The organism is Rhodanobacter thiooxydans, assembly GCF_021545845.1.
Taxonomy (GTDB): Bacteria; Pseudomonadota; Gammaproteobacteria; order Xanthomonadales; family Rhodanobacteraceae; genus Rhodanobacter.
In genome coordinates this window covers 3,444,627-3,463,001 of record NZ_CP088923.1, presented here as the reverse complement: position 1 = coordinate 3,463,001, position 18,375 = coordinate 3,444,627, and the positions used below count along the sequence as shown (strand labels likewise).

Here is an 18,375-nt window from a genome sequence, read left to right as displayed (position 1 = left end):
ATGCAATACCTGGGCAAAGCTTCTTCCCTGTTGTTGGTCGCCGGCCTGCTGGCGGGCTGCGGCATGTTCGCCACCACGCCGCCGCTGGAAACGCGCCCGTCGGCGCCGGCCCATGACCAGGTGGCCGCGATCCGCGCCGCCGGCGACCGCGAGAAGTCGGTCATCGACGTGAACCCGTTGCGTGATCCGGGCATCAGCTCGCTGCAGGACACCGCCCGACGCGACGAGCAGGCCGGCAAGTACGTCGACGCCGCAGCCACGCTGGACCAGGCGCTGAAGCTCAACCCGGAGTCGCCCGACCTGCTGCAGGAGCGCGCGGAAGTGGCGGTGCGGCTGAAGGACTTCTCCGCTGCCGAGAGGCTCGCCCACAAGTCGTGGTCGCTCGGCCCCAGGCTGGGCCCGCTGTGCGCACGCAACTGGCAGACCATCGTGGAGATGCGCCTGCAGGCGCGCGACGTGGCCGGCGCCGACACCGCGCGCAAGTGGGTGGCGCAGTGCCACAAGCCGGGCATCCCGCGCTATTGAGTTTGTCGTGCGCGGACCCCGCGCAGTCGGCGGGCGTCAGAACAGCGCCACCAGCACCAGCACGATGCCCGCGATGCTCGCCGCCCAGATCAGCGTGCGCAGGTACGGGATGCCGGCGGCGTAGGCCGGCACGTAGGCCACGCGCGCCCAGAAGTAGAGCTGGGCGCCGAGTTCGGTGAAGTGGTCGTGGCGCTGCAGCAGCTGCGCAGCGAGCACCACGGCGACGAAGAACGGGAAGGTCTCGAGAAAATTCGCGCTGGCACGCTGCAGGCGGCCGCCCACGCCGCTGAGCGGCGGCTTCACTTCGTCGCGGGGACTCGCGGCCCAGCCCAGTCCGCGCTGGGCGACCGTGCAGGTGGCGGCAAGCGCGACCTGCAGCAGACCCAGCACCACGCTCCACATCAGCATGCACAGTTCGGTCGTCATCGCGCTACTCCCCTGCGGTAGTGGTGCGCCATGGTGGGGCATGCATGCGGCGGCCGCCAGTGGCCGCCGCAACTGCCTGGTTGTCGGGTTGATGCGCCGGTGACGGCGGAGGTTCCCGCCGCCGTTTTGTCCCGCGCGGCCGCTCCGCCATACTTGGCGGATGGACGCCCTCGAAGACACCGAGTCCGACGACGTCGGCGCCCTGCTCGGTGCCGAGGGGCCGTTCGCGCGCGAGCTGCCGGATTTCGCGCCGCGGCTGGCGCAACAGGCGATGGCGCGGGCGGTGCAGCAGGCCATCGCCGGGCGCGACACGCTGATCGCCGAGGCCGGCACCGGCACCGGCAAGACCTACGCCTACCTGGTGCCGGCGCTGCTCTCGGGCGAGCGCGTGATCATCTCCACCGGCACCAAGGCGCTGCAGGACCAGCTGTATTTCCGCGACCTGCCGAAGGTGCGCTCGGTGCTGGGCGCACGCTTGAAGACGGCGCTGCTGAAAGGCCGCGCGAACTACCTGTGCCTGTACCGGCTCGACCAGACCGTGCGCGATGGCGGCAGCCTGGAGCGCACGCAGGCGGCGCAGCTGGCGACGATCCGCGCCTGGTCCGCGCGTACCCGCCGCGGCGACCGCATGGAGCTGGCCGAGGTACCGGAGGAATCGCCGCTGTGGCCGCGGGTCACCTCCACCGCGGAAAACTGCCTCGGCGTGGAGTGCCCGTTCTACGACGACTGCCACGTGTTCAAGGCGCGTCGCGAGGCGATGGAGGCCGACGTGGTGGTGGTCAACCATCACCTGCTGTTCGCCGACCTGGCGCTGAAGCAGGAAGGCTTCGGCGAGATCCTTCCGGGCGCGGCGGCCTTCATCCTCGACGAGGCGCACCAGATCCCCGAACTGGCCGGGCAGTTCTTCTCGCAGAGTCTCAGTGCGCGCCAGCTCACCGACATGGCGCAGGACACGCTGGCCGAATGCAGCGGCGTCACTGGTGCGATCGGCCTGCTGCTGGAACCGGTCGAGGCCTTGCAGGATGCGTTGCGCAAGCTGCGCCTGGCGATGGAGCCGCTGCCCGCGCGCGGCGCGTTCGCCCTGCTGGAGGATCGCACCGAGGTACGCGCGGCGCTGCACGAGCTGGGCGAGCTGCTGGCCACGCTGGCCGAACTGCTGGCCTCGCAGGCCGAGCGCTCGCGCGGCTTCGCCAACCTGCACGAGCGCGCCGGGCTGTTCGCCGAACGGCTGCAGCGCATCGTCGAAACGCACGGCGACCAGGACGTACGCTGGTACGAAACCTTTCCACGCGGCTTCGCGCTGTATGCCACGCCGCTGGATCTCGCCGCGCCGATGCGCGGCCTGCGCGAACGCACCCAGGCGGCGTGGGTGCACACCTCGGCCACGCTGTCGGTGGCCGGCAACTTCGACCATTTCGCGCGCCAGCTCGGCTTGGACGAGCCGCAGACGCTGAGCCTGGACAGTCCGTTCGACTACGCACGCCAGGCATTGTGCTACCTGCCGTCGGGCTTGCCCGACCCGAACGCGCGCGACTACACCGACAAGGTGGTCGAAACGGTGCTGCCGGTGCTGCATGCCTCCAGCGGCCGCGCGTTCCTGCTGTTCACCTCGCACCGCGCGCTACGCCGCGCCGCCGAGCTGCTGCAGGACAAGGTAGCGTGGCCGCTGTTCGTGCAGGGCAGCGCGCCACGGCCGCGGCTGCTGGAAGAGTTCCGCGCCAGTGGCCATGGCGTGCTGCTTGGCGCGGCGAGTTTCTGGGAAGGCGTCGACGTGGTCGGCGAGGCGCTCAGCGTGGTGGTGATCGACAAACTGCCGTTCGCCGCACCCGACGATCCGGTGCTGATGGCGCGCCTCGCCGCGCTGGAACAGTCCGGCATCAATCCCTTCATGGGCTGGCAGGTGCCCAGCGCGGTGATCGCACTGAAGCAGGGCGCCGGCCGGCTGATCCGCAGCATGCACGACCGCGGCGTGCTGGTGCTGTGCGACCCGCGGCTCACCACCAAGGGCTACGGCAAGCTGTTCCTCGCCAGCGTCCCGCCGATGCCGCGCACGCGCGACTTGGCGGACGTGCAAGCCTTCTTCGACGATGCGGGGGAAAACCCGTAGGAGCCCGCTGGCGGGCGGTGCCTTGAGGGCCGGGATTCGGGATTCGGGATTCGCCGAAGCAAAAGCGTCGAGCTGCGACAGGCCTTGGCTCGCGCGCAACTGGCTCAGGCTGCCGCGACCTCGACCGTCACGTGCACCAGTTCCTCGTGGATGGCCAGCTGCCGGCGCACATCCTCGGCGCTGATGGCCGTGCTGGCCACCAGTCCAAGAATGCAGGCGTAGCTGTCGCGGCCGACGCGCCACACGTGCAGATCGCTGATGGCCGCCGTGGCGAACTTTTCCCGCACCACGTCGCGGATCTCCTCGACCACCGGCTGATCCATTTCGGCATCCAGCAGGATCCTGCCGGATTCGCGCAGCAGCCCCCAGGCCCAGCGCGCCACCAGCACCGAACCGACGATGCCCATCGCCGGGTCCAGCCACGCGGCGCCGTAGAGCTTGCCGCCGACCAGCGCGACGATGGCGAGCACCGAGGTCGCCGCATCCGCGACGACGTGTAGGTAGGCCGCACGCAGGTTCATGTCGTGATGGCGACCGTCGTGTCCGTGGTGTCCGTGGGCGTGGTCGTGCCCATGGTCGTGCCCATGGTCGTGTCCATGCGCATGCCCGTGATGGTGTTCGCCCTTCAGCAGCCACGCGCACAGCAGGTTGACACCCAGGCCGAGCACCGCGATCAGGATGGCATCGTCGTAGCGGATCGCCGCAGGCACGAACAGCCGTTCCAGCGACTGCACCATCATCAGTGCGGCGACCACCGCCAGCAGCAGGGCGCTGCTGTAGCCGCCGAGGATCTCGATCTTCCACGTGCCGAACGCGAAGCGGCCGTCCTGTGCGTAGCGCCGGGCGAACACATAGGCCATCACCGAAAGGCCCATCGCCAGGGCGTGCGAGCTCATGTGCCAGCCGTCGGCTAGCAGGGCCATCGAGTTCAGCCAGTAGCCGCCGGCGATCTCCACCACCATCATCGCCGCCGTGATGAACACCACGCGCCGGGTATTGCGCTCCGCCTTCGCGTCGACGTGGTTGAACTGGTGGCTGTGGATGAAGGCTGAGACGTCGGGGGCGGGCATGGCGGAGTTCCGTGGTTATATACTCCCCCATAGTATATGACCGGCAGGCCGTTGCCATGTCCCACGTGCAGGAAAACCGCAAGAAACTGGTCGCCCGGGTACGCCGCATCGGCGGCCAGCTGGCTTCGCTCGAACGCGCCATCGACGGCAACGAGGAATGCGGCGCGGTGCTGCAGCAGCTGGCCGCCGTGCGCGGCGCGGTCAACGGCCTGATCCTGCAGGTGATGGAAGGCCACCTGCGTTCGCACGTGGCCGACACCGGCAACGCGAAGCAGCAGGACGAGCTGCTGCCGGTGCTCGGCGTGCTGAGGAGCTACCTCAAGTAGCGGAGGCCAAGGTGCTCAAAGTGAAGAGTGGTCGATCGCCTTCGGCGGCCGAGTCACTCTCTCCATGCGTGCTTAAAGAGAAGGAGCAGGTAGGGTTCACTATAGTCAGGCGGGAAGTGGACCTTGAAACCGCCCCTTGTTATCGCGGATCGCCTGCTGGAAGCCCAGGCACCAACCCGGAAGACGACGCATGTCCGTTGAACGAGGCGACCACCCCGGCAACTGGTTCCGGGCTGGCGGACAGAACTATGCGAGGTTCCGCCCGGAATACCCGCCCGCGCTGGCCGCCTTTCTGGCGAGTGCCTCGCCCGACACCCGCTTCGCTGTCGATGTCGGCTGCGGCTCCGGCCAGTTGGCGGCACAGCTGGGCGCGTATTTCGACAGCGTGCTCGGCCTTGACCCCAGCGCCGACCAGATCGTGCATGCGCCCGTCACCGAACGCGTGCGGTATGCCCAGGCGCCCGCCGAACACCTGCCGGTGCCGGACCGCAGCGCGAGTCTGGTGGCGGCCGCGCAGGCCGCGCACTGGTTCGACCTTCCCGCGTTCTATGCCGAGGTCAGGCGCATCGCCCGGGAGGGTGCCTTGCTGGCGCTCATCAGTTATGGCGTGCCGAAGCTGGACGAAGCACTGGACGAGCACTTCCTGCACTTTTATCGGGACGAAATCGGTCCGTTCTGGCCACCGGAACGGCAGATGGTCGACCGTGGCTACGCGGACCTCGATTTTCCTTTCGCGGAGTTCCCGCCGCCCGCAATGGCGATTCGGAAAGCGTGGTCGCTCGCCGAGCTCATGGGCTACATCTCGACCTGGTCGGCCGTGAAACATGCCGTGAAGCAAGGCCACGGCCGGGTGATCGAGTGTTTCGTGACGAATCTGGCCGCACGCTGGGGGGACCCGGCAACGAAACGGCCGGTGACCTGGCCCATCAACATGCGCACCGGAATCGTATGAGTCCGGGCCATGACATCCCCCGCTGGCGTCGGGCCGAGCGGTCAGGCCCGGCAGGTCGTGACCGTTCGCCGGGCGGTGCCGCCATTGGGGCCCGACTGGCCCGGCTTTGCGGGCATGCCGCCAGTCTTTGCCCCCGCACGCTGGTCGGCTTCATCGAACCGACCGGCTCGTCCCTCACCGTCATTCCGGCGAAGGCCGGAATCGCACTTGTAACCAGGCCCATCGCACGCGCGGACGGCGAAGCAAAAAGGGCATCGCCCAACACGATGCTTTGCTGCATCGCTGAGGTGCGATTCCGGCCTTCGCCGGAATGACGATTGGAAGGGTGTTCGAAATCCTGGAGCCGCGGGCCTCTAAAAGTATTCCGGATGGCAGTGAGCGGAAACCGGGATCCAGCGTCTTGACCACGCTCAGCCAGGCAAGCCGTTCGCACCTGGCGTGGCTTGCGATGGCAAGCGAAGTCGAAGCACCCGCCAGCGATCGCGCTTCGACTTTCGGCCCTTCCGGGCCTGCGTCAGGGCGAACGGTGGGCCAGATCCCACCATGCTCCGTGGTCAATCGAGCGCGTGGCCGATAGTCCACCCCGGCACCGCCAACGCCTCCACCAGAAAATCCACCAACCGCCGCGTCTTGATCGGCAGGTGCTTGCGTGAGGGATACACCGCATGGATGCCGAGCGTCATCGCGTGGTACGTCGGCATCAGTTCGACCAGGTCGCCGCGGCGCAGGTCGTCGGCGACGATGAAATCCGGCTGCAGGATGATGCCCTGGTGCTCCAGCGCGGCGGCGCGGCAGGTGTCGCCGTTGTTGGCGTGGATGCGGGTGCGGGTGCGCACGACGGCGGGGCTGCCGTCGGGTGCGGTGAAGGTCCATTCGTCCCTGGCGGCGAAGTAGCTGTAGGAGATGACTTCGTGCTGCGCCAGTTCCTGTGGCTGCTGCGGTGTGCCGTGCTGCGCCAGGTAGGACGGTGACGCGCAGGCGATCATGCGCGTCGAGGCGAGTTGCCGGCTGACCAGCTGCGAGCTGGGCAGATTGGTGATGCGCACCGCCAGGTCGTAACCCTCCTCGACCAGGTCGACGACGCGATCGCTCAGTTCGATGTCCAGCGACACTTTCGGGTACAGCTGCGCGAAGCGCGGCCACAGCGGGGCCAGCTGCAGCACGCCGAAGCTGAGTGGCGCATTGATGCGCAGCCGCCCGCTGGGCTCGCCGCTGCGCGAGCTGATTTCCGATTCCGCCTCGTCGATCGCGGCGAGCATTTCTTTCGCGCGGGCGAAGAACAGCTGGCCATCGTCGGTCAGCGACAGCCGCCGCGTGGTTCGCTGCAGCAGGCGGGCGCCCAGGCGCTGTTCGAGCTCGGCGACGTGGCGCGACACGGCCGCCTTGGACAGCCCGGTCGCCTCCGCGGCGCCGACGAAGCTGCCGGCCTCGACCACGGCGACGAAGCTGGCCATCTCCTGGAATTTGTCCACGACGGTATCCTTTGTCTCTATTTACGAAACAATAAGTCAATCAAAGGCTAATTTATCAACGCGTAATTGATCAATAGAGTACTCCCCATGCCCGGATGCTCCGGGCACCCCACGGAGACTTCCATGAACATCACCCTGATCGGCACCGGCAACATGGGCTCGGCCCTTGCCAGGCAACTCACCCGCGCCGGCCACGCCGTGCGCATCACCGCCCGCGACCTCGTCAAGGCGCAGGCGCTGGCCGCCGCCAACCCCGGCGCCGTGGCCGCGGCCCCCGCCGAGGCGCTGGCCGGTTCGGACGTCGTCATCGTTGCCACCGGTTATGCCGACGCGGTGCCGGCGCTGCGCTCGCTGGGTTCGCTGGCGGGCAAGGTGGTCATCGACATCACCAATCCGCTGACCGCCGACTACATGGGCCTCACCCTCGGCTACGACACCTCGGCCGCCGAGGAGATCGCCAAGGCCGTGCCCGAAGCCGAGGTGGTCAAGGCGTTCAACACGCTGTTCGCCCAGGTGCTGGCCGACGGCCCGCGGTTTGCCGATGGCCAGATCGCCCCGGCGTTCTTCGCCGGCGACAGCGAGCGGGCGAAGCAGACCGCGAAGGCGCTGATCGAAAGCCTCGGCTTCACGGCGGTCGACGCCGGCCCGCTGAAGAACGCGCGCTACCTCGAACCGCTGGCCGCACTGAACATCTACCTCGGCTACGGCGCCGGCCTTGGCACGTCGATCGCGCCGACCTGGATCAGCAAGGCCTGACGCGCCTCGCGTCGACCATTCTTCCCCACTTTGCAAGGAGTCCACATGAACGCTTCACTGACATTGTTCGGCCGCGTCGGCCTCTCGCTCATCTTCATCATTTCCGGCTGGGGCAAGATCGCCGCTTACGCCGGCACCCAACAATACATGGCATCCGCCGGTTTGCCGGGCAGCCTGCTGCCGCTGGTGATCGCGCTGGAACTCGGCGGCGGCCTGGCCATCCTCACCGGTGCCTTCACGCGCTGGATCGCGCTGGCGCTCGCCGCGTTCTCGCTGGCCAGTGCGGCACTGTTCCACGCCCACCTCGGCGACGCCGCGCAGGCGATCAACTTCTGGAAGAACGTGGCGATGGCCGGCGGCTTCCTGATGCTCGCCGCCCAGGGTGCCGGTACGCTCAGCCTCGACCATCTGTGGAACAAGCGCCGCACCGCCTGACTTCCAACCTGCCGTTCAACGCAGCGGGCGCAGCAGCGCCCGCTGCCCTTTTCAGGAATCGTCATGACCGCTCCCTCGATCTTCATCTCCCATGGCTCGCCGATGTTCGCGCTGGAACCGGGCGTGCTCGGCCCGAACCTGCGCGCCGTCGGCCAGTCGCTGCGTGGCGTCAGCGCCGTGCTGGTGGTGTCGCCGCACTGGCAGACGCGGGGCGTGCGCGTCGGCTCCAGCAATGCGCCGGAGACGATCCACGACTTCGGTGGCTTCCCGCCGCCGCTGTATCAACTGCGGTACCCCGCGCCGGGTGCGCCGACGTTGGCGCAGGACGCCGCGCAGCTGCTCGCGCAGGCGGGCTTCGACGTCGCGCTCGACGAACGCCGTGGCCTCGACCACGGCGCCTGGGTGCCGCTGCGCTACCTGTTCCCGGGCGCCGACGTGCCGGTGTTCCAGGTGTCGCTGCCGCAGAGCATCGATGCCGCCGGCGCATTGCGGCTGGGCCAGGCGCTGGCGCCGCTGCGCGAGCGCGGCGTGCTGGTGGTCGGTTCGGGCAGCCTGACCCACAACCTGTACGAATTCCGCCAGGCCATCCGCAACCCGGAGTACGCGCAGGAGTTCGTCGACTGGGTTCGCGATGCGGTGGCCGCGCGCGACGTCGAGGCGCTGGTCGACTACCGCCGCCGCGCGCCGCATGCCGAGCGTGCGCATCCGACCGAGGAACACTACCTGCCACTGTTGGTGGCCATGGGCGCAAGCGCCGGCACGGATGCGGCGCGGCTGGTCGAAGGCGGCATGACCTACGGCGTGCTGTCGATGGATTCGTTCGCGTTCGGCCTGCCGGACGCGGCTGCCGCCTCACTGGAGCCTGCCGCATGAAGACCTTGTCATCGCTGTCGGTCGATCCCGCCTTCGCGCTGGCGTTCCGCACGCTGCAACCGCCGCCGCAGAAGCCGGCGTCGCTGCTGGTACTGCTGCACGGCGTTGGCGGCAACGAGAGCAACCTGGCCGCACTCGGCGCCGACGCCGGCAGCGACACGCTGGTGGTGCTGCCGCGCGGCCCGATCGCGCTGGGGCCGCAGGCGTTCGGCTGGTTCCGCGTCGCCTTCACCGGCCAGGGGCCGCAGATCGTCGCAAGCGAGGCCGACGCCAGCCGCCGCGCGCTGATCGACTTCATCGGACAACTGCAGCAGGCGCACGGCATCGACGCGGCGCATACCGTCGTTGCCGGCTTCAGCCAGGGCGGCATCCTCAGCGCCAGCGTGGCGTTGACCGCGCCCGAGCGCGTGGCCGGGTTCGCCGTGCTGGCCGGCCGGATCCTGCCGGAACTCGAACCGCAGCTTGCCGATACGCCGCGCCTGGCCACGCTGCGTGGCTACGTTGCGCATGGTACGTACGACGACAAGCTGCCGGTGAGCTGGGCGCAGCGGGCCGGCGACTGGCTCGCTCGCCTCGGTGTCGCGCACGAGACGAAGCTCTACCCGACCGGGCACGAACTGGGCGCGGCGATGCGCACCGATTTTCTCGCCTGGCTGGCCCGCGGCGACCAGCGCTGGAACCGGCCCGGCGCAGGGCGATAAGTCGGGGCGGGCGGGAACGCCCGCCATCCCGCATGGCGACACGCACGATGCGCGGACAGGCCATGGTCGCCCGACTGCCTGCGTTTCGCCCGCGTTTGCCCGCTGCCGTGCCGCGGGCGCTGCTGTGATCGGCACTCCGGATCCAAGGGAGGGCTGCGAACATGGGCAAGTGGACACAGAGCGTGACCGCCAAGGTGCTGGGCATCGGCGTGCTGGCGTTGCTGATGACGATACCGTTGATGCAGGTGCGCGGCCTGGTCAGCGAGCGCCAGCAGTTGCGCGAGGGAGCGATCGCGCAGATTGCGCAGGGTTGGGGCGGCCGGCAGGTGTTGGGCGGCCCCGTGCTGGTGGTGCCGACACTGCGCCAGGTGGCGCCGGAAGGGCTGGCGACGGCGGCGCGCTGGCAGGCGGGTAACGAGAGCGTGCTGGCCGACACGTTGAAGCTGGACGTGGCGATGGCGGTGGACACGCGCAGCTATGGCATCTACGCGGCGCCGGTGTTCGTCGCCACGGTGAAGCTCGGTGCGCAGTTCCGCACGCAGGACATCGCCCAGTATCGCCGCGCCAGCAATGCGACGTGGCAGGGCGGCAAGGCCGAGCTGCGGCTGCCGATCGCTGATCTGCGTGGCCTGCAGGAGGTCACCGAGCTGCGCATCAACGGTCAGCCGGCACGCTTCGAATCGTCGGCCGATCGACTCGGCAGCTGGCCGAACGTGGTGGTGCCGATCGACCTGGATACGCTGGGCGAGCAGCCGATCGACGTGCAGGTCGGCCTGAAGCTGGCCGGCACCGAGGCGCTGCAACTGCTGCCGCTGGGGCGCAGCACCGACGTGACGATGCGCGCGCCGTGGCGCGATCCCAGCTTCGTCGGCGCGGCGCTGCCGCTGGAGCGCAGCATCAACGGCCACGGCTTCAGCGCGCACTGGCATCTGCTCGACCTCAACCGCAGCTACGGCCAGCACTGGAGCGATGATGACGGCATGAAGCAGGCGCTGCAGGCCTCGACCTTTGGCGTGCAGCTGTACCAGCCGGTCGACGTGTACCAGCGCAACGTGCGAGCGGGGAAATACGGGCTGCTGTTCATCGCGATGACCTTCGTAGCGTTCTTCCTGTTCGAGGTGCTCAAGCGGCTGCGCGTGCACCCGGTGCAATACCTGCTGGTCGGCGCGGCGTTGGCCACGTTCTACGTGGTGCTGCTGGCGTTGTCCGAGCAGATCGGTTTCGGCCCGGCATATGCGTTGGCGGCCGTCGCGGTGGCCGTGCTGGTGGGCGGCTACGCGATGGCGGTGTTGCGTGCGCGGCGCGCCGGCCTGTTGCTGGGCGGCGTGCTGGGGCTGATCTACGCGATGCTGTACGGGCTGATCGCGGCCGAGCAGTACGCGCTGTTGATCGGCGCGCTGGTGCTGCTGGCGATGGTGGGCCTGATGATGTATCTGACCCGCCGCATCGACTGGTACGCGAGCATGCCGACGACAGCGGGGTCGACCTCGGCCGAGCCGCCAGCCGCTATCATGGACAAATCATGAACCTGCTCGCGATCGAAACCGCCACCGAAGCCTGCTCCGTCGCCCTGATCCACGGCGACGAGCTGATCGCCCGCAGCGAGATCGCGCCGCGCCGGCACACCGAACTGGTGCTGCCGATGGCCGACGAGCTGCTGGCCGAGGCCGGCATCGGCCGCCGCGCGCTCGACGCCATCGCGGTAGGCCGCGGCCCCGGCGCGTTCACCGGCGTGCGCCTTGCGGTGTCGCTGGCGCAGGGCATGGCGCTGGCGCTGGACCTGCCGGTGGTCACCGTCTCCTCGCTGGCCGCGCTGGCGCTGGAAGCGCCGGAAGAAGAGGGCACCGCGATCCTGGCCGTGATCGACGCTCGCATGGGCGAGATCTACGCCGCCTGCTACCGCCGCGATGGCGCGGACGGCCTGCTCGCGCTGGACGACGAGCGCATCTGCACGGCGGAGACACTGGTGTTGCCCGAAGCCCGCGCCTGGCAGGTCGTCGGCAGTGGCTGGGCCACCTACGCCACCGCGTTGTCGCAGCGCCTCACCGGCCCCCTGCGTTCCGCCGACGGCCTGCGCTATCCGCAGGCCGTGCACGTGGCCGAACTCGCTGTCCGCGAATTCAAGGCCGGCCGCGCACTGCCGCCCGAACAGGCCCTGCCGGTTTACCTGCGCGACAAGGTGGCGTTGACGCTGGTGGAGCAGGGGAAGGCTTGAGCTGTTGGCCCCTGCCGCGCAGGGGAGTTGGATGTTTTCGTAAGGGCGGTTGGTGTCGTATCAACACGTCATAATGATTGCAGTCAAGGGAACATCGCCGTCAGTCTCATTGGAAATTTTGATGCCACCTAATATTCAGGAACCCGGAAAAGAGAGTTTTAGCAATTTTCGTACGGGCATCTTCTTGTTGCTGCTTATGGTGGTCGGTGGCCCCGTATGTTTGATTTTTCTCACATGGCAGACTGATATAAGTCTTTATCCGAATGTCGAGAAATTTGTTGTTTATCCATTGGGCATCGCGGCAGGTATCTTTGGTGGATGGCGTTGTTGGCTCAATTTCCGAGCGAAGGATTACAAATATCGATCGAAAGACGGAACAATCGTGCAAGTCGATCCTATACAAGCCTTCGTTTCGATGATCCTGATGGCTTGCCTTGTAACTCTGATTTTTGGTTTTTTTGTCCGCGGCATGTTGCGCACGGCGATTGCATTTATACCAAGCACCTCGAAAACATTTGATGTCACAATCGAAGAGGTGGGCTATAGCAGAGGATGCAAACAAGTTATTAGTTATGTCGATGTACTTACTTCACAGACGGTCACGCTTTGCGAGTCTTTTGGAGAGCGGCGCGTTGGCGAAGTTGCAACCGTCAAAGAGTCCGTGGGATTGCTAGGGACAAAGCTGGTGCGAATCAAGTTCGATGGACAAAAGTGACGGGCATCCGAAGGCGCATGTTTCGTAGTCGGTAAATGAGAGCTGTTGGATAGCGAGATCTCACAGCCGGCCGATCACTAACTGCACCATCAAGCTGCTCACCGCCACTGCAATCCACACGCCCAGCCCCAGCAGAATCGGCCGTGCGCCGCTGGCGATCATCTTGCGCAGGTTGGCGGACAGGCCTATGGCGGTGAGCGCCACGATGATCAGGAACTCGGCCACGACGTGCAGCGCGGGCAGGGTCGCGGCGGGGATCAGACCGACGGTGCGCAGTGCCGAGGCCACCAGAAACCACAGGATGAACCACGGGAAGATCCGGCGCAGGCTGAAGTCGGCGGCACTCTTTTTCTTTTCGCGCGCGGCCACCGCGAAGGCCAGCACCAGGCAGATCGGGATGATCAGCGTGGCGCGGGTCAGCTTGACGATGGTGGCGTAGTCGCCGGCCGCGTGGCTGTAGCTGTAGCCGGCGGCGACCACCGACGAGGTGTCGTTGATCGCGGTGCCGGCCCACAGGCCGAAGCCGAGGTCGGACAGCTGCATCAGGTGGCCGAGCGGCGGGAACACCAGCACGGCGATCACGTTGAACAGGAAGATGGTGGAGATCGCGAACGCGGTGTCGTGGTCGTCGGCCTCGATGATCGGCGTCACCGCGGCGATCGCCGAGCCGCCACAGATCGCAGTGCCCACGCCGATCAGCACCTTCAGTTTGTCATGCACGCCCAGCCAGCGGCCCAGCGCCCACGCGCTGACGAAGGCCACGGTCAGCGTCACCAGGGTCACCGACAGCGATTCGAGGCCGGTTTTCGCCACCTGGTCAAGGCTGAGGCCGAAGCCCAGCGCGATGATCGACCACTGCAGCACCTGCTTGCCGGCGAAGGCGATGCCGGGCGTGAAGCGTGCGCCGGGTGAGAGCACGTTGCGCACCGCGATGCCGAGCAGGATACCGATCACCGGGCCGCCGACCAGCGGCAGCCGCCGGCCCAGCCACCAGGCGACGAGTGCGATTGCGACGGCCAGCAGCAGGCCGGCGGCGCGGCTGCGCAGGGTCGGGCGGGCGAGGGCGGCGGCGAGCGGTGTGTTCATGGCGCGAATGCCTTGGGTTGGCGTCACCGCGGCGAAGGCCGGCCCAGTGCTTTCCCGACTTTTGGCCGAGAAGTCGCTGGATGACCAGCTTAGCTGTTGTGAAGCGCTTCCTGCTTGCGCAGGAATGACGGGCAAGTACGAAATTGTCGGGTCGTTGGCGCGCCATTCTCCTCGTCCACGCCTATCAGTAAAACTTGGAAAAGCTGATATGAAGTATAAGATTGGGTGATGATCAACATCAGCCCGCGCCAGCTCGAGGTGTTCGTGCAGATCGCGCTGGCGGGGAGCGTGCGCGCCGCCGCCGAACGCCTGCACCTGACCCAGCCCGCGGCCAGCATGGCGCTGGCGGAAATGGAGCGGCAGCTGGATGCGCCGCTGTTCGACCGCGAACGCGGCCGCCTGCACCTGAATGCCCGCGGCCGCGAGCTGCTGCCGTTGGCACAGGAGCTGCTGGAGCGCCATGCCGAGCTTGGCCGCCGCGGGCGCGAGGAGGGCGCGGCGCTCACCGGCGAGCTGCGCATCGGCGCCAGCAACACGGTGGGCAATTACCTGGTCGGTGAACTGCTCGGCGGTTTCGTGCACGCGTATCCGCAGGTGGCGATCCGCCTGCGCGTGGCGAACACCGAGACGATCGCCGCCGCCATGCTCGAGCACACGCTGGACGTCGGTTGCGTCGAGGGTCCGGTGGCACATCCGCTGCTGGAAGTGCGGCCGTGGCGCGACGACCGGCTGGTAGTGTGCGCGCCGCCGGAGCATCCGCTGGCGCGTAGGCGTGGCCTGAAGCCGGCGGATTTCGCCGGCGCACGCTGGGTGCTGCGCGAACCGGGCTCGGCCACCCGCGCCACCAGCGAGCGGGTGCTGTCACAACTGCCGCCCGGCGAAACGGTGCTGGAACTCGACCAGATCGAGGCAATCAAGCAGGCGGTGGTGGCCGGCCTCGGCATCGCCTGCCTGCCTGCCGTGGCGGTCACCGATGCGCTGGCGACCGGGAGGTTGAAGGCGCTGAAGACGCCGTTCCTCGACCTGCGCCGCAAGCTCTCGTTGCTGCTGCACAGGCAGAAGTACCGCGGTGCGCTGCTGGATGCGTTTCTGGCGAAGCTGTAACGACCGTGTCGTTGCCGGTGCGCTTTTCCCTGGTCATTGACCGCTGGAATCGAGAATGTCGATCGCGCTGTCCGGCAACGTCAGTTCGGCTGCGCCCATCAGTTCGTCGAGCTGCGCCGGGCTGGTGGCGCTGGCGATGGGTGCCGTGACTTGCGGCTGCGCCATCAGCCAGGCCAGCGCGACCTGTGCCGGGGTGGCGGAGACGTCGTCGGCGACCTTGCGCAGAACATCCAGCAGCGCCAGGCCGCGCCTGTCGAAGTAGCCTTCCAGGAAGCCGGCGCGCGCCTTGCCCTTCAGGTCGCCGACGCTTTTGTACTTCCCGGTCAGGAAGCCGCTGGCCAGCGAGAAGTAGCTGACCAGGCCCAGGTCGTACTCGGCGGCGATGTCCACCAGTCCGGACTCGACATCGGCGCGGTCGTACAGGTTGTAGCGCGGCTGGATGACTTCGTAGCGCGGCAGCCCTTGCCCCGTCGATACCGCCAGCGCCTCGCGCAGGCGCGCGGCTTCATGGTTGGAGGCGCCGAGGGCACGCACCTTGCCGGCTTTGACGAGTTTGGCAAACGCGCCAAGGGTTTCCTCCAGCAGCACCTCCTTGTCATCGACGTGGGCGAAGTAGACGTCGATGTAGTCGGTGCGCAGGCGCTCGAGCGAGTCGTCCACGGCGGCGGCGATGCTATCGGCCGACAGGCCCTTGTGCCGATCCCACATGCCGACCTTGGTCATCAGCACCACGTCGTCGCGGCGCCCGCGGCGTGCGAGCCAGTTGCCGATCACGGTTTCCGATTCGCCGCCGGACAGACCAGGGGCCCACGACGAGTAGACGTCGGCGGTGTCGATGGCGTTGAAGCCGCGACTGGTGAAGCGGTCGAGCAGTTCGAACGAGCGGGTTTCGTCGGCGGTCCAGCCGAACACGTTGCCGCCGAAGACCAGCGGTGCGATCTGCAGGCCGGAACGGCCGAGTTTGCGTTTGTCCATGGTGGGTGTCCTCTCGATTTGCGCGGATGGTCAGGCGATGGTTTCGACGGTGCCGCCGTCGGCGCGCAGCGCGGAGCCGGTGGTGGCGCTGGCCTGCGGGGATGCGACGTAGACGCTGAGGTTGGCGACCTCTTCCGGCGTTGCGAAGCGGCCGAGCAGGTTGGACGGGCGATTCTCGGCCAGGAACAGGCCCTCCATCTCCAGCGGCGTCACGCCGCGCCTGGCCGCCAGCTCGGTCATCATCGCCACGCCGCCCTCGGTACGCGTCGGCCCCGGCAGGATGGTGTTGACGGTGACGCCGGTGCCGGCAAGCACCTTCGCCAGGCCGCGCGAGAGGCCCTGCACGGCGGACTTGTTGGCGCCGTAATGGACCATCTCGGTGGGAATGTTGAGTGCCGACTCGCTGGACACGAACTGGATCCGCCCCCAACCGCGTTCGCGCATGCCTCGGGCGTAGTGGCGGCCCAGGCGCACGCCGCTCATGACGTTGACCTGCCAGTACTCGTCCCACCGCGCATCGTCGATGTCGAAGAACTCGCGGGTGCCGTAGACGCCGAGGTTGTTGACCAGGATGTCCGTGTCCGGTCGCACCGCGATCAATGCCTTGCAACCTTCCGCGGTGCCGACATCGGCGACCACGCCGTTGGCGTCGTCGCGGCCGCTGGCCTTGCGTACCCTGGCGACCGCAGCGTCCACTCGTTCGCGCGTGCGGCCGACGATGGTGACGCTGGCGCCGGCGCTGGCCAACCCGGTGGCGATGGCCAGGCCGATGCCGCCGGTCGAGCCGGTGACGATGGTGGTCTTGCCCGACAGATCGATGTTCATGGGGTTCTCCCGTTCGTTGCCTGCCCGGCGATCAGAACCTGTGAAGAAAACCACTTCCTGTGGTTTTCTTCTATCGTGCGTCCGGTACATGCCCGGACGCACTCACGCGGATCAGTCACTTGCGTGACCGCTCCGCGTCCGGCCATCGGGCAACTGCTCCTGCGTTGCCTCAACTCGGGCATCGGGTAACCGCTCCCTGCGTTGCCTCAACTCGGGCATCCATGCCCTCGCCATGCCATCGCCGTGGCCGGACTTCGAGGTTGAGAAATCACAACCTCTCAGCCGAAGCGGAAGGCGGAAATCGTGGTGTCCATGATCTTTTCCGAGTACGCCTGGCGGCCTGCGGAGTCGCCGGCGGCACCGGCGGCGACCATCAGCGGAAGCAGGTGCTCCTCGGCGCCGGACGGGTGGCACATGCGCGCGTTGGGAGCTTGCATCCAGTGGGTCAGCAGCGCATCGCGGCGATCCGGGGCGCTTTCCACCGCCGTCGTCAGCCAGTCGTCGAACTCGGCCGAGATCGGCGTGAAGCGCGGGTCGCCGTAGCCGCGCATGTTGTGGAAACTCATGCCGCTGGCGACCACCAGCACGCCCTGGTCACGCAGCGCGGCCAGGGCACGGCCGGCGGCGATGTGCGCAGCCGGGTCGAGGTCGCGGCGCAGCGACAACTGCACGACCGGAATGTCGGCGGCCGGAAACATCAGCTTGAGTGGGATGAATACGCCGTGGTCGAAGCCGCGGTGGCCGTCGATGCGCGTGGCCAGGCCATCGCGCGCCAGCAGTTGCGCAATCTGCGTGGCCAGCCCGGGGTCGCCGGGCGCCGGGTAGGTCAGTTCATAGGTGTGTGGCGGGAAACCGCTGTAATCGTAGATCAAGGGCGGGCGCGCGTGGCCGCTGAGGCTGAACTCCGCTTCCAGCCAGTGCCCCGACACCAGCACGATGGCCCGCGGCCGCGCCGGCAGGGTACCGGCCACACCCTTGAGCCATGCGGCCAGGCGCTGCCAGGTATCGGGCGGGTTCCAGTCCATGAAGAAGCACGGGCCGGCCCCGTGGGGGACAAAAAGCACCGGCATCCGCGGGTTGGTGGCGGTGCCGGGGAGTGGTTGATTGTTCATGGCTGCAGCCCTCGTGGAATTCATCGCTCCATGATGGATTGCCTACCCGAAATAGAGAATCGGGTAATGTCAAGCAATACTTCGTACACATGGTTGGATGTGATATGGACCGGGTTACCAGCATGCACGTGTTCGTGCGTGCGGCCAGTGAGGGCAGCCTGTCCGCGGCGGCCCGCCACCTGGGCATGCCGCCGGCCATGGCCACCAAGCACGTCAATGCGCTGGAGGCGCGGCTGGGCGTGAAGCTGTTCTGCCGAACCACGCGCCGGCTGGGCAACAGCCCGATGCGGGTTTGCGCCGCGCCGGACTACCCCGACCGCCGCGGCGCATCGTCGAACTCACCCAGCACAACTGCCTGAGCTACACGCTCTCGGCCATGCAGTGCCGCCGACATTGGGCCTTTGGCAGCGGCGGCGAGCACCGCGTGCCAGTTGGCGGCAACCTGCTTGCCAACAACGGCGATGCCCTGCTGGCGGCGGCCGTGCACGGGCAGGGCATCATCCACCAGCCGCGGTTCATCGTCGGCGGCGCGTTGCAGCGCGGTGAACTGGTGGTGCTGGAACTGGACAAGCCGCCGATGGATCTCGGCGGCATCCATGTACTGTATCCACCCGATCGCCGCCCCCGGCCAAGGTGCGGGTGATGATCGATCATCTCGCACGGCGTTCGCGGGGCCGGAGCCCGGCACGCCGGCGCTTGC

The 18,375-nt window shown here is 67.7% G+C and carries 21 protein-coding genes; 14 read left to right on the top strand and 7 right to left on the bottom strand.

Translation table 11 applies throughout. The features are described from left to right. Positions 1 to 525, top strand: a complete 525-nt coding sequence (locus tag LRK53_RS15840; protein WP_027492633.1) for a tetratricopeptide repeat protein — start codon at positions 1 to 3, stop codon at positions 523 to 525. Between the two features lie 36 nt (positions 526 to 561). Here LRK53_RS15840 and LRK53_RS15835 read toward each other — a convergent pair whose 3' ends face one another. Next, a complete protein-coding gene (locus tag LRK53_RS15835) occupies positions 562 to 951 on the bottom strand; it encodes an MAPEG family protein (RefSeq protein WP_027492632.1) in 390 nt (129 codons plus the stop codon). A 160-nt stretch (positions 952 to 1,111) separates the two neighbouring features. Between LRK53_RS15835 and yoaA the strand changes: the two genes are divergently transcribed. Then, positions 1,112 to 3,058 (top strand): DNA repair helicase YoaA, encoded by a 1,947-nt coding sequence (gene yoaA / locus LRK53_RS15830; RefSeq protein WP_027492631.1) that lies wholly within the window; start codon positions 1,112 to 1,114, stop codon positions 3,056 to 3,058. A gap of 104 nt (positions 3,059 to 3,162) precedes the next feature. Here yoaA and dmeF read toward each other — a convergent pair whose 3' ends face one another. Next, the gene (gene dmeF, locus LRK53_RS15825; protein WP_027492630.1) at positions 3,163 to 4,128 is read right to left on the bottom strand and encodes a CDF family Co(II)/Ni(II) efflux transporter DmeF; all 966 of its coding nucleotides are present in this window, start codon (positions 4,126 to 4,128) and stop codon (positions 3,163 to 3,165) included. A 56-nt stretch (positions 4,129 to 4,184) separates the two neighbouring features. Between dmeF and LRK53_RS15820 the strand changes: the two genes are divergently transcribed. Further along, entirely contained in the window at positions 4,185 to 4,454 is a 270-nt protein-coding gene (locus LRK53_RS15820; RefSeq protein ID WP_027492629.1) for a metal/formaldehyde-sensitive transcriptional repressor, read from the top strand. Positions 4,455 to 4,644: 190 nt separating this feature from the next. Continuing rightward, a complete protein-coding gene (locus LRK53_RS15815; RefSeq protein ID WP_027492628.1) occupies positions 4,645 to 5,406 on the top strand; it encodes a class I SAM-dependent methyltransferase in 762 nt (253 codons plus the stop codon). Positions 5,407 to 5,960: 554 nt separating this feature from the next. Here LRK53_RS15815 and LRK53_RS15810 read toward each other — a convergent pair. Beyond that, complete coding sequence (locus LRK53_RS15810) at positions 5,961 to 6,878, bottom strand: LysR family transcriptional regulator (protein ID WP_027492627.1); 918 nt, start codon at positions 6,876 to 6,878, stop codon at positions 5,961 to 5,963. 123 nt (positions 6,879 to 7,001) lie between these two features. Between LRK53_RS15810 and LRK53_RS15805 the strand changes: the two genes are divergently transcribed. From LRK53_RS15805 to LRK53_RS15775, 7 genes are all read left to right on the top strand, one after another. Further along, a complete protein-coding gene (locus LRK53_RS15805; protein ID WP_027492626.1) occupies positions 7,002 to 7,634 on the top strand; it encodes an NADPH-dependent F420 reductase in 633 nt (210 codons plus the stop codon). 45 nt (positions 7,635 to 7,679) lie between these two features. Continuing rightward, the gene (locus LRK53_RS15800; RefSeq protein WP_027492625.1) at positions 7,680 to 8,069 is read left to right on the top strand and encodes a DoxX family protein; all 390 of its coding nucleotides are present in this window, start codon (positions 7,680 to 7,682) and stop codon (positions 8,067 to 8,069) included. 63 nt (positions 8,070 to 8,132) lie between these two features. Continuing rightward, positions 8,133 to 8,942, top strand: a complete 810-nt coding sequence (locus LRK53_RS15795) for a dioxygenase family protein (RefSeq protein WP_027492624.1) — start codon at positions 8,133 to 8,135, stop codon at positions 8,940 to 8,942. Continuing rightward, on the top strand, positions 8,939 to 9,643 hold the full coding sequence (locus LRK53_RS15790; protein WP_027492623.1) for an alpha/beta hydrolase: 705 nt from the start codon (positions 8,939 to 8,941) through the stop codon (positions 9,641 to 9,643). Before LRK53_RS15795 ends, LRK53_RS15790 begins: the two co-directional genes overlap by 4 nt. 161 nt (positions 9,644 to 9,804) lie before the next feature. Continuing rightward, complete coding sequence (gene creD / locus LRK53_RS15785) at positions 9,805 to 11,169, top strand: cell envelope integrity protein CreD (protein ID WP_027492622.1); 1,365 nt, start codon at positions 9,805 to 9,807, stop codon at positions 11,167 to 11,169. Continuing rightward, positions 11,166 to 11,858, top strand: coding sequence for a tRNA (adenosine(37)-N6)-threonylcarbamoyltransferase complex dimerization subunit type 1 TsaB (tsaB, locus tag LRK53_RS15780; RefSeq protein ID WP_027492621.1), 693 nt, complete (start codon positions 11,166 to 11,168; stop codon positions 11,856 to 11,858). The genes creD and tsaB overlap by 4 nt, the downstream gene beginning before the upstream one ends. Positions 11,859 to 11,979: 121 nt before the next feature. Then, a complete protein-coding gene (locus LRK53_RS15775; RefSeq protein WP_235642381.1) occupies positions 11,980 to 12,573 on the top strand; it encodes a hypothetical protein in 594 nt (197 codons plus the stop codon). Between the two features lie 60 nt (positions 12,574 to 12,633). Here LRK53_RS15775 and LRK53_RS15770 read toward each other — a convergent pair whose 3' ends face one another. Next, positions 12,634 to 13,659 carry a YeiH family protein gene (locus tag LRK53_RS15770; protein WP_027492620.1) on the bottom strand — a complete coding sequence of 342 codons (1,026 nt, stop codon included), beginning with the start codon at positions 13,657 to 13,659 and terminating at the stop codon, positions 12,634 to 12,636. A 228-nt stretch (positions 13,660 to 13,887) separates the two neighbouring features. Between LRK53_RS15770 and LRK53_RS15765 the strand changes: the two genes are divergently transcribed. Continuing rightward, entirely contained in the window at positions 13,888 to 14,763 is an 876-nt protein-coding gene (locus LRK53_RS15765; RefSeq protein ID WP_235642380.1) for a LysR substrate-binding domain-containing protein, read from the top strand. Between the two features lie 33 nt (positions 14,764 to 14,796). On the opposite strand, the gene LRK53_RS15760 is transcribed toward LRK53_RS15765, so the two are convergent. The 3 genes from LRK53_RS15760 to LRK53_RS15750 all read right to left on the bottom strand — a co-directional run bounded on the left by LRK53_RS15760 (position 14,797) and on the right by LRK53_RS15750 (position 17,675). Further along, the gene (locus LRK53_RS15760) at positions 14,797 to 15,738 is read right to left on the bottom strand and encodes an aldo/keto reductase (RefSeq protein ID WP_027492619.1); all 942 of its coding nucleotides are present in this window, start codon (positions 15,736 to 15,738) and stop codon (positions 14,797 to 14,799) included. 30 nt (positions 15,739 to 15,768) lie between these two features. Continuing rightward, a complete protein-coding gene (locus LRK53_RS15755; protein ID WP_027492618.1) occupies positions 15,769 to 16,563 on the bottom strand; it encodes an SDR family NAD(P)-dependent oxidoreductase in 795 nt (264 codons plus the stop codon). A gap of 278 nt (positions 16,564 to 16,841) precedes the next feature. Next, positions 16,842 to 17,675: a DODA-type extradiol aromatic ring-opening family dioxygenase gene (locus LRK53_RS15750; RefSeq protein WP_221174200.1), complete on the bottom strand. Its 834-nt coding sequence runs from the start codon at positions 17,673 to 17,675 to the stop codon at positions 16,842 to 16,844. A 104-nt stretch (positions 17,676 to 17,779) separates the two neighbouring features. Between LRK53_RS15750 and LRK53_RS15745 the strand changes: the two genes are divergently transcribed. Then, positions 17,780 to 18,034, top strand: a complete 255-nt coding sequence (locus LRK53_RS15745; RefSeq protein ID WP_221174199.1) for a helix-turn-helix domain-containing protein — start codon at positions 17,780 to 17,782, stop codon at positions 18,032 to 18,034. Then, entirely contained in the window at positions 17,968 to 18,318 is a 351-nt protein-coding gene (locus tag LRK53_RS15740; RefSeq protein ID WP_221174198.1) for a LysR substrate-binding domain-containing protein, read from the top strand. Before LRK53_RS15745 ends, LRK53_RS15740 begins: the two co-directional genes overlap by 67 nt. Positions 18,319 to 18,375 lie beyond the last annotated feature (57 nt).

Bases quoted from the DNA above. Each gene is read 5' to 3' on its own strand.
- LRK53_RS15840 (WP_027492633.1), top strand. From the start codon at position 1: ATGCAATACCTGGGCAAAGCTTCTTCCCTGTTGTTGGTCGCCGGCCTG.
- LRK53_RS15835 (WP_027492632.1), bottom strand. From the start codon at position 951: ATGACGACCGAACTGTGCATGCTGATGTGGAGCGTGGTGCTGGGTCTG.
- yoaA (WP_027492631.1), top strand. From the start codon at position 1,112: ATGGACGCCCTCGAAGACACCGAGTCCGACGACGTCGGCGCCCTGCTC.
- dmeF (WP_027492630.1), bottom strand. From the start codon at position 4,128: ATGCCCGCCCCCGACGTCTCAGCCTTCATCCACAGCCACCAGTTCAAC.
- LRK53_RS15820 (WP_027492629.1), top strand. From the start codon at position 4,185: ATGTCCCACGTGCAGGAAAACCGCAAGAAACTGGTCGCCCGGGTACGC.
- LRK53_RS15815 (WP_027492628.1), top strand. From the start codon at position 4,645: ATGTCCGTTGAACGAGGCGACCACCCCGGCAACTGGTTCCGGGCTGGC.
- LRK53_RS15805 (WP_027492626.1), top strand. From the start codon at position 7,002: ATGAACATCACCCTGATCGGCACCGGCAACATGGGCTCGGCCCTTGCC.
- LRK53_RS15800 (WP_027492625.1), top strand. From the start codon at position 7,680: ATGAACGCTTCACTGACATTGTTCGGCCGCGTCGGCCTCTCGCTCATC.
- LRK53_RS15795 (WP_027492624.1), top strand. From the start codon at position 8,133: ATGACCGCTCCCTCGATCTTCATCTCCCATGGCTCGCCGATGTTCGCG.
- LRK53_RS15790 (WP_027492623.1), top strand. From the start codon at position 8,939: ATGAAGACCTTGTCATCGCTGTCGGTCGATCCCGCCTTCGCGCTGGCG.
- creD (WP_027492622.1), top strand. From the start codon at position 9,805: ATGGGCAAGTGGACACAGAGCGTGACCGCCAAGGTGCTGGGCATCGGC.
- tsaB (WP_027492621.1), top strand. From the start codon at position 11,166: ATGAACCTGCTCGCGATCGAAACCGCCACCGAAGCCTGCTCCGTCGCC.
- LRK53_RS15775 (WP_235642381.1), top strand. From the start codon at position 11,980: ATGCCACCTAATATTCAGGAACCCGGAAAAGAGAGTTTTAGCAATTTT.
- LRK53_RS15770 (WP_027492620.1), bottom strand. From the start codon at position 13,659: ATGAACACACCGCTCGCCGCCGCCCTCGCCCGCCCGACCCTGCGCAGC.
- LRK53_RS15765 (WP_235642380.1), top strand. From the start codon at position 13,888: ATGATCAACATCAGCCCGCGCCAGCTCGAGGTGTTCGTGCAGATCGCG.
- LRK53_RS15760 (WP_027492619.1), bottom strand. From the start codon at position 15,738: ATGGACAAACGCAAACTCGGCCGTTCCGGCCTGCAGATCGCACCGCTG.
- LRK53_RS15755 (WP_027492618.1), bottom strand. From the start codon at position 16,563: ATGAACATCGATCTGTCGGGCAAGACCACCATCGTCACCGGCTCGACC.
- LRK53_RS15750 (WP_221174200.1), bottom strand. From the start codon at position 17,675: ATGAACAATCAACCACTCCCCGGCACCGCCACCAACCCGCGGATGCCG.
- LRK53_RS15745 (WP_221174199.1), top strand. From the start codon at position 17,780: ATGGACCGGGTTACCAGCATGCACGTGTTCGTGCGTGCGGCCAGTGAG.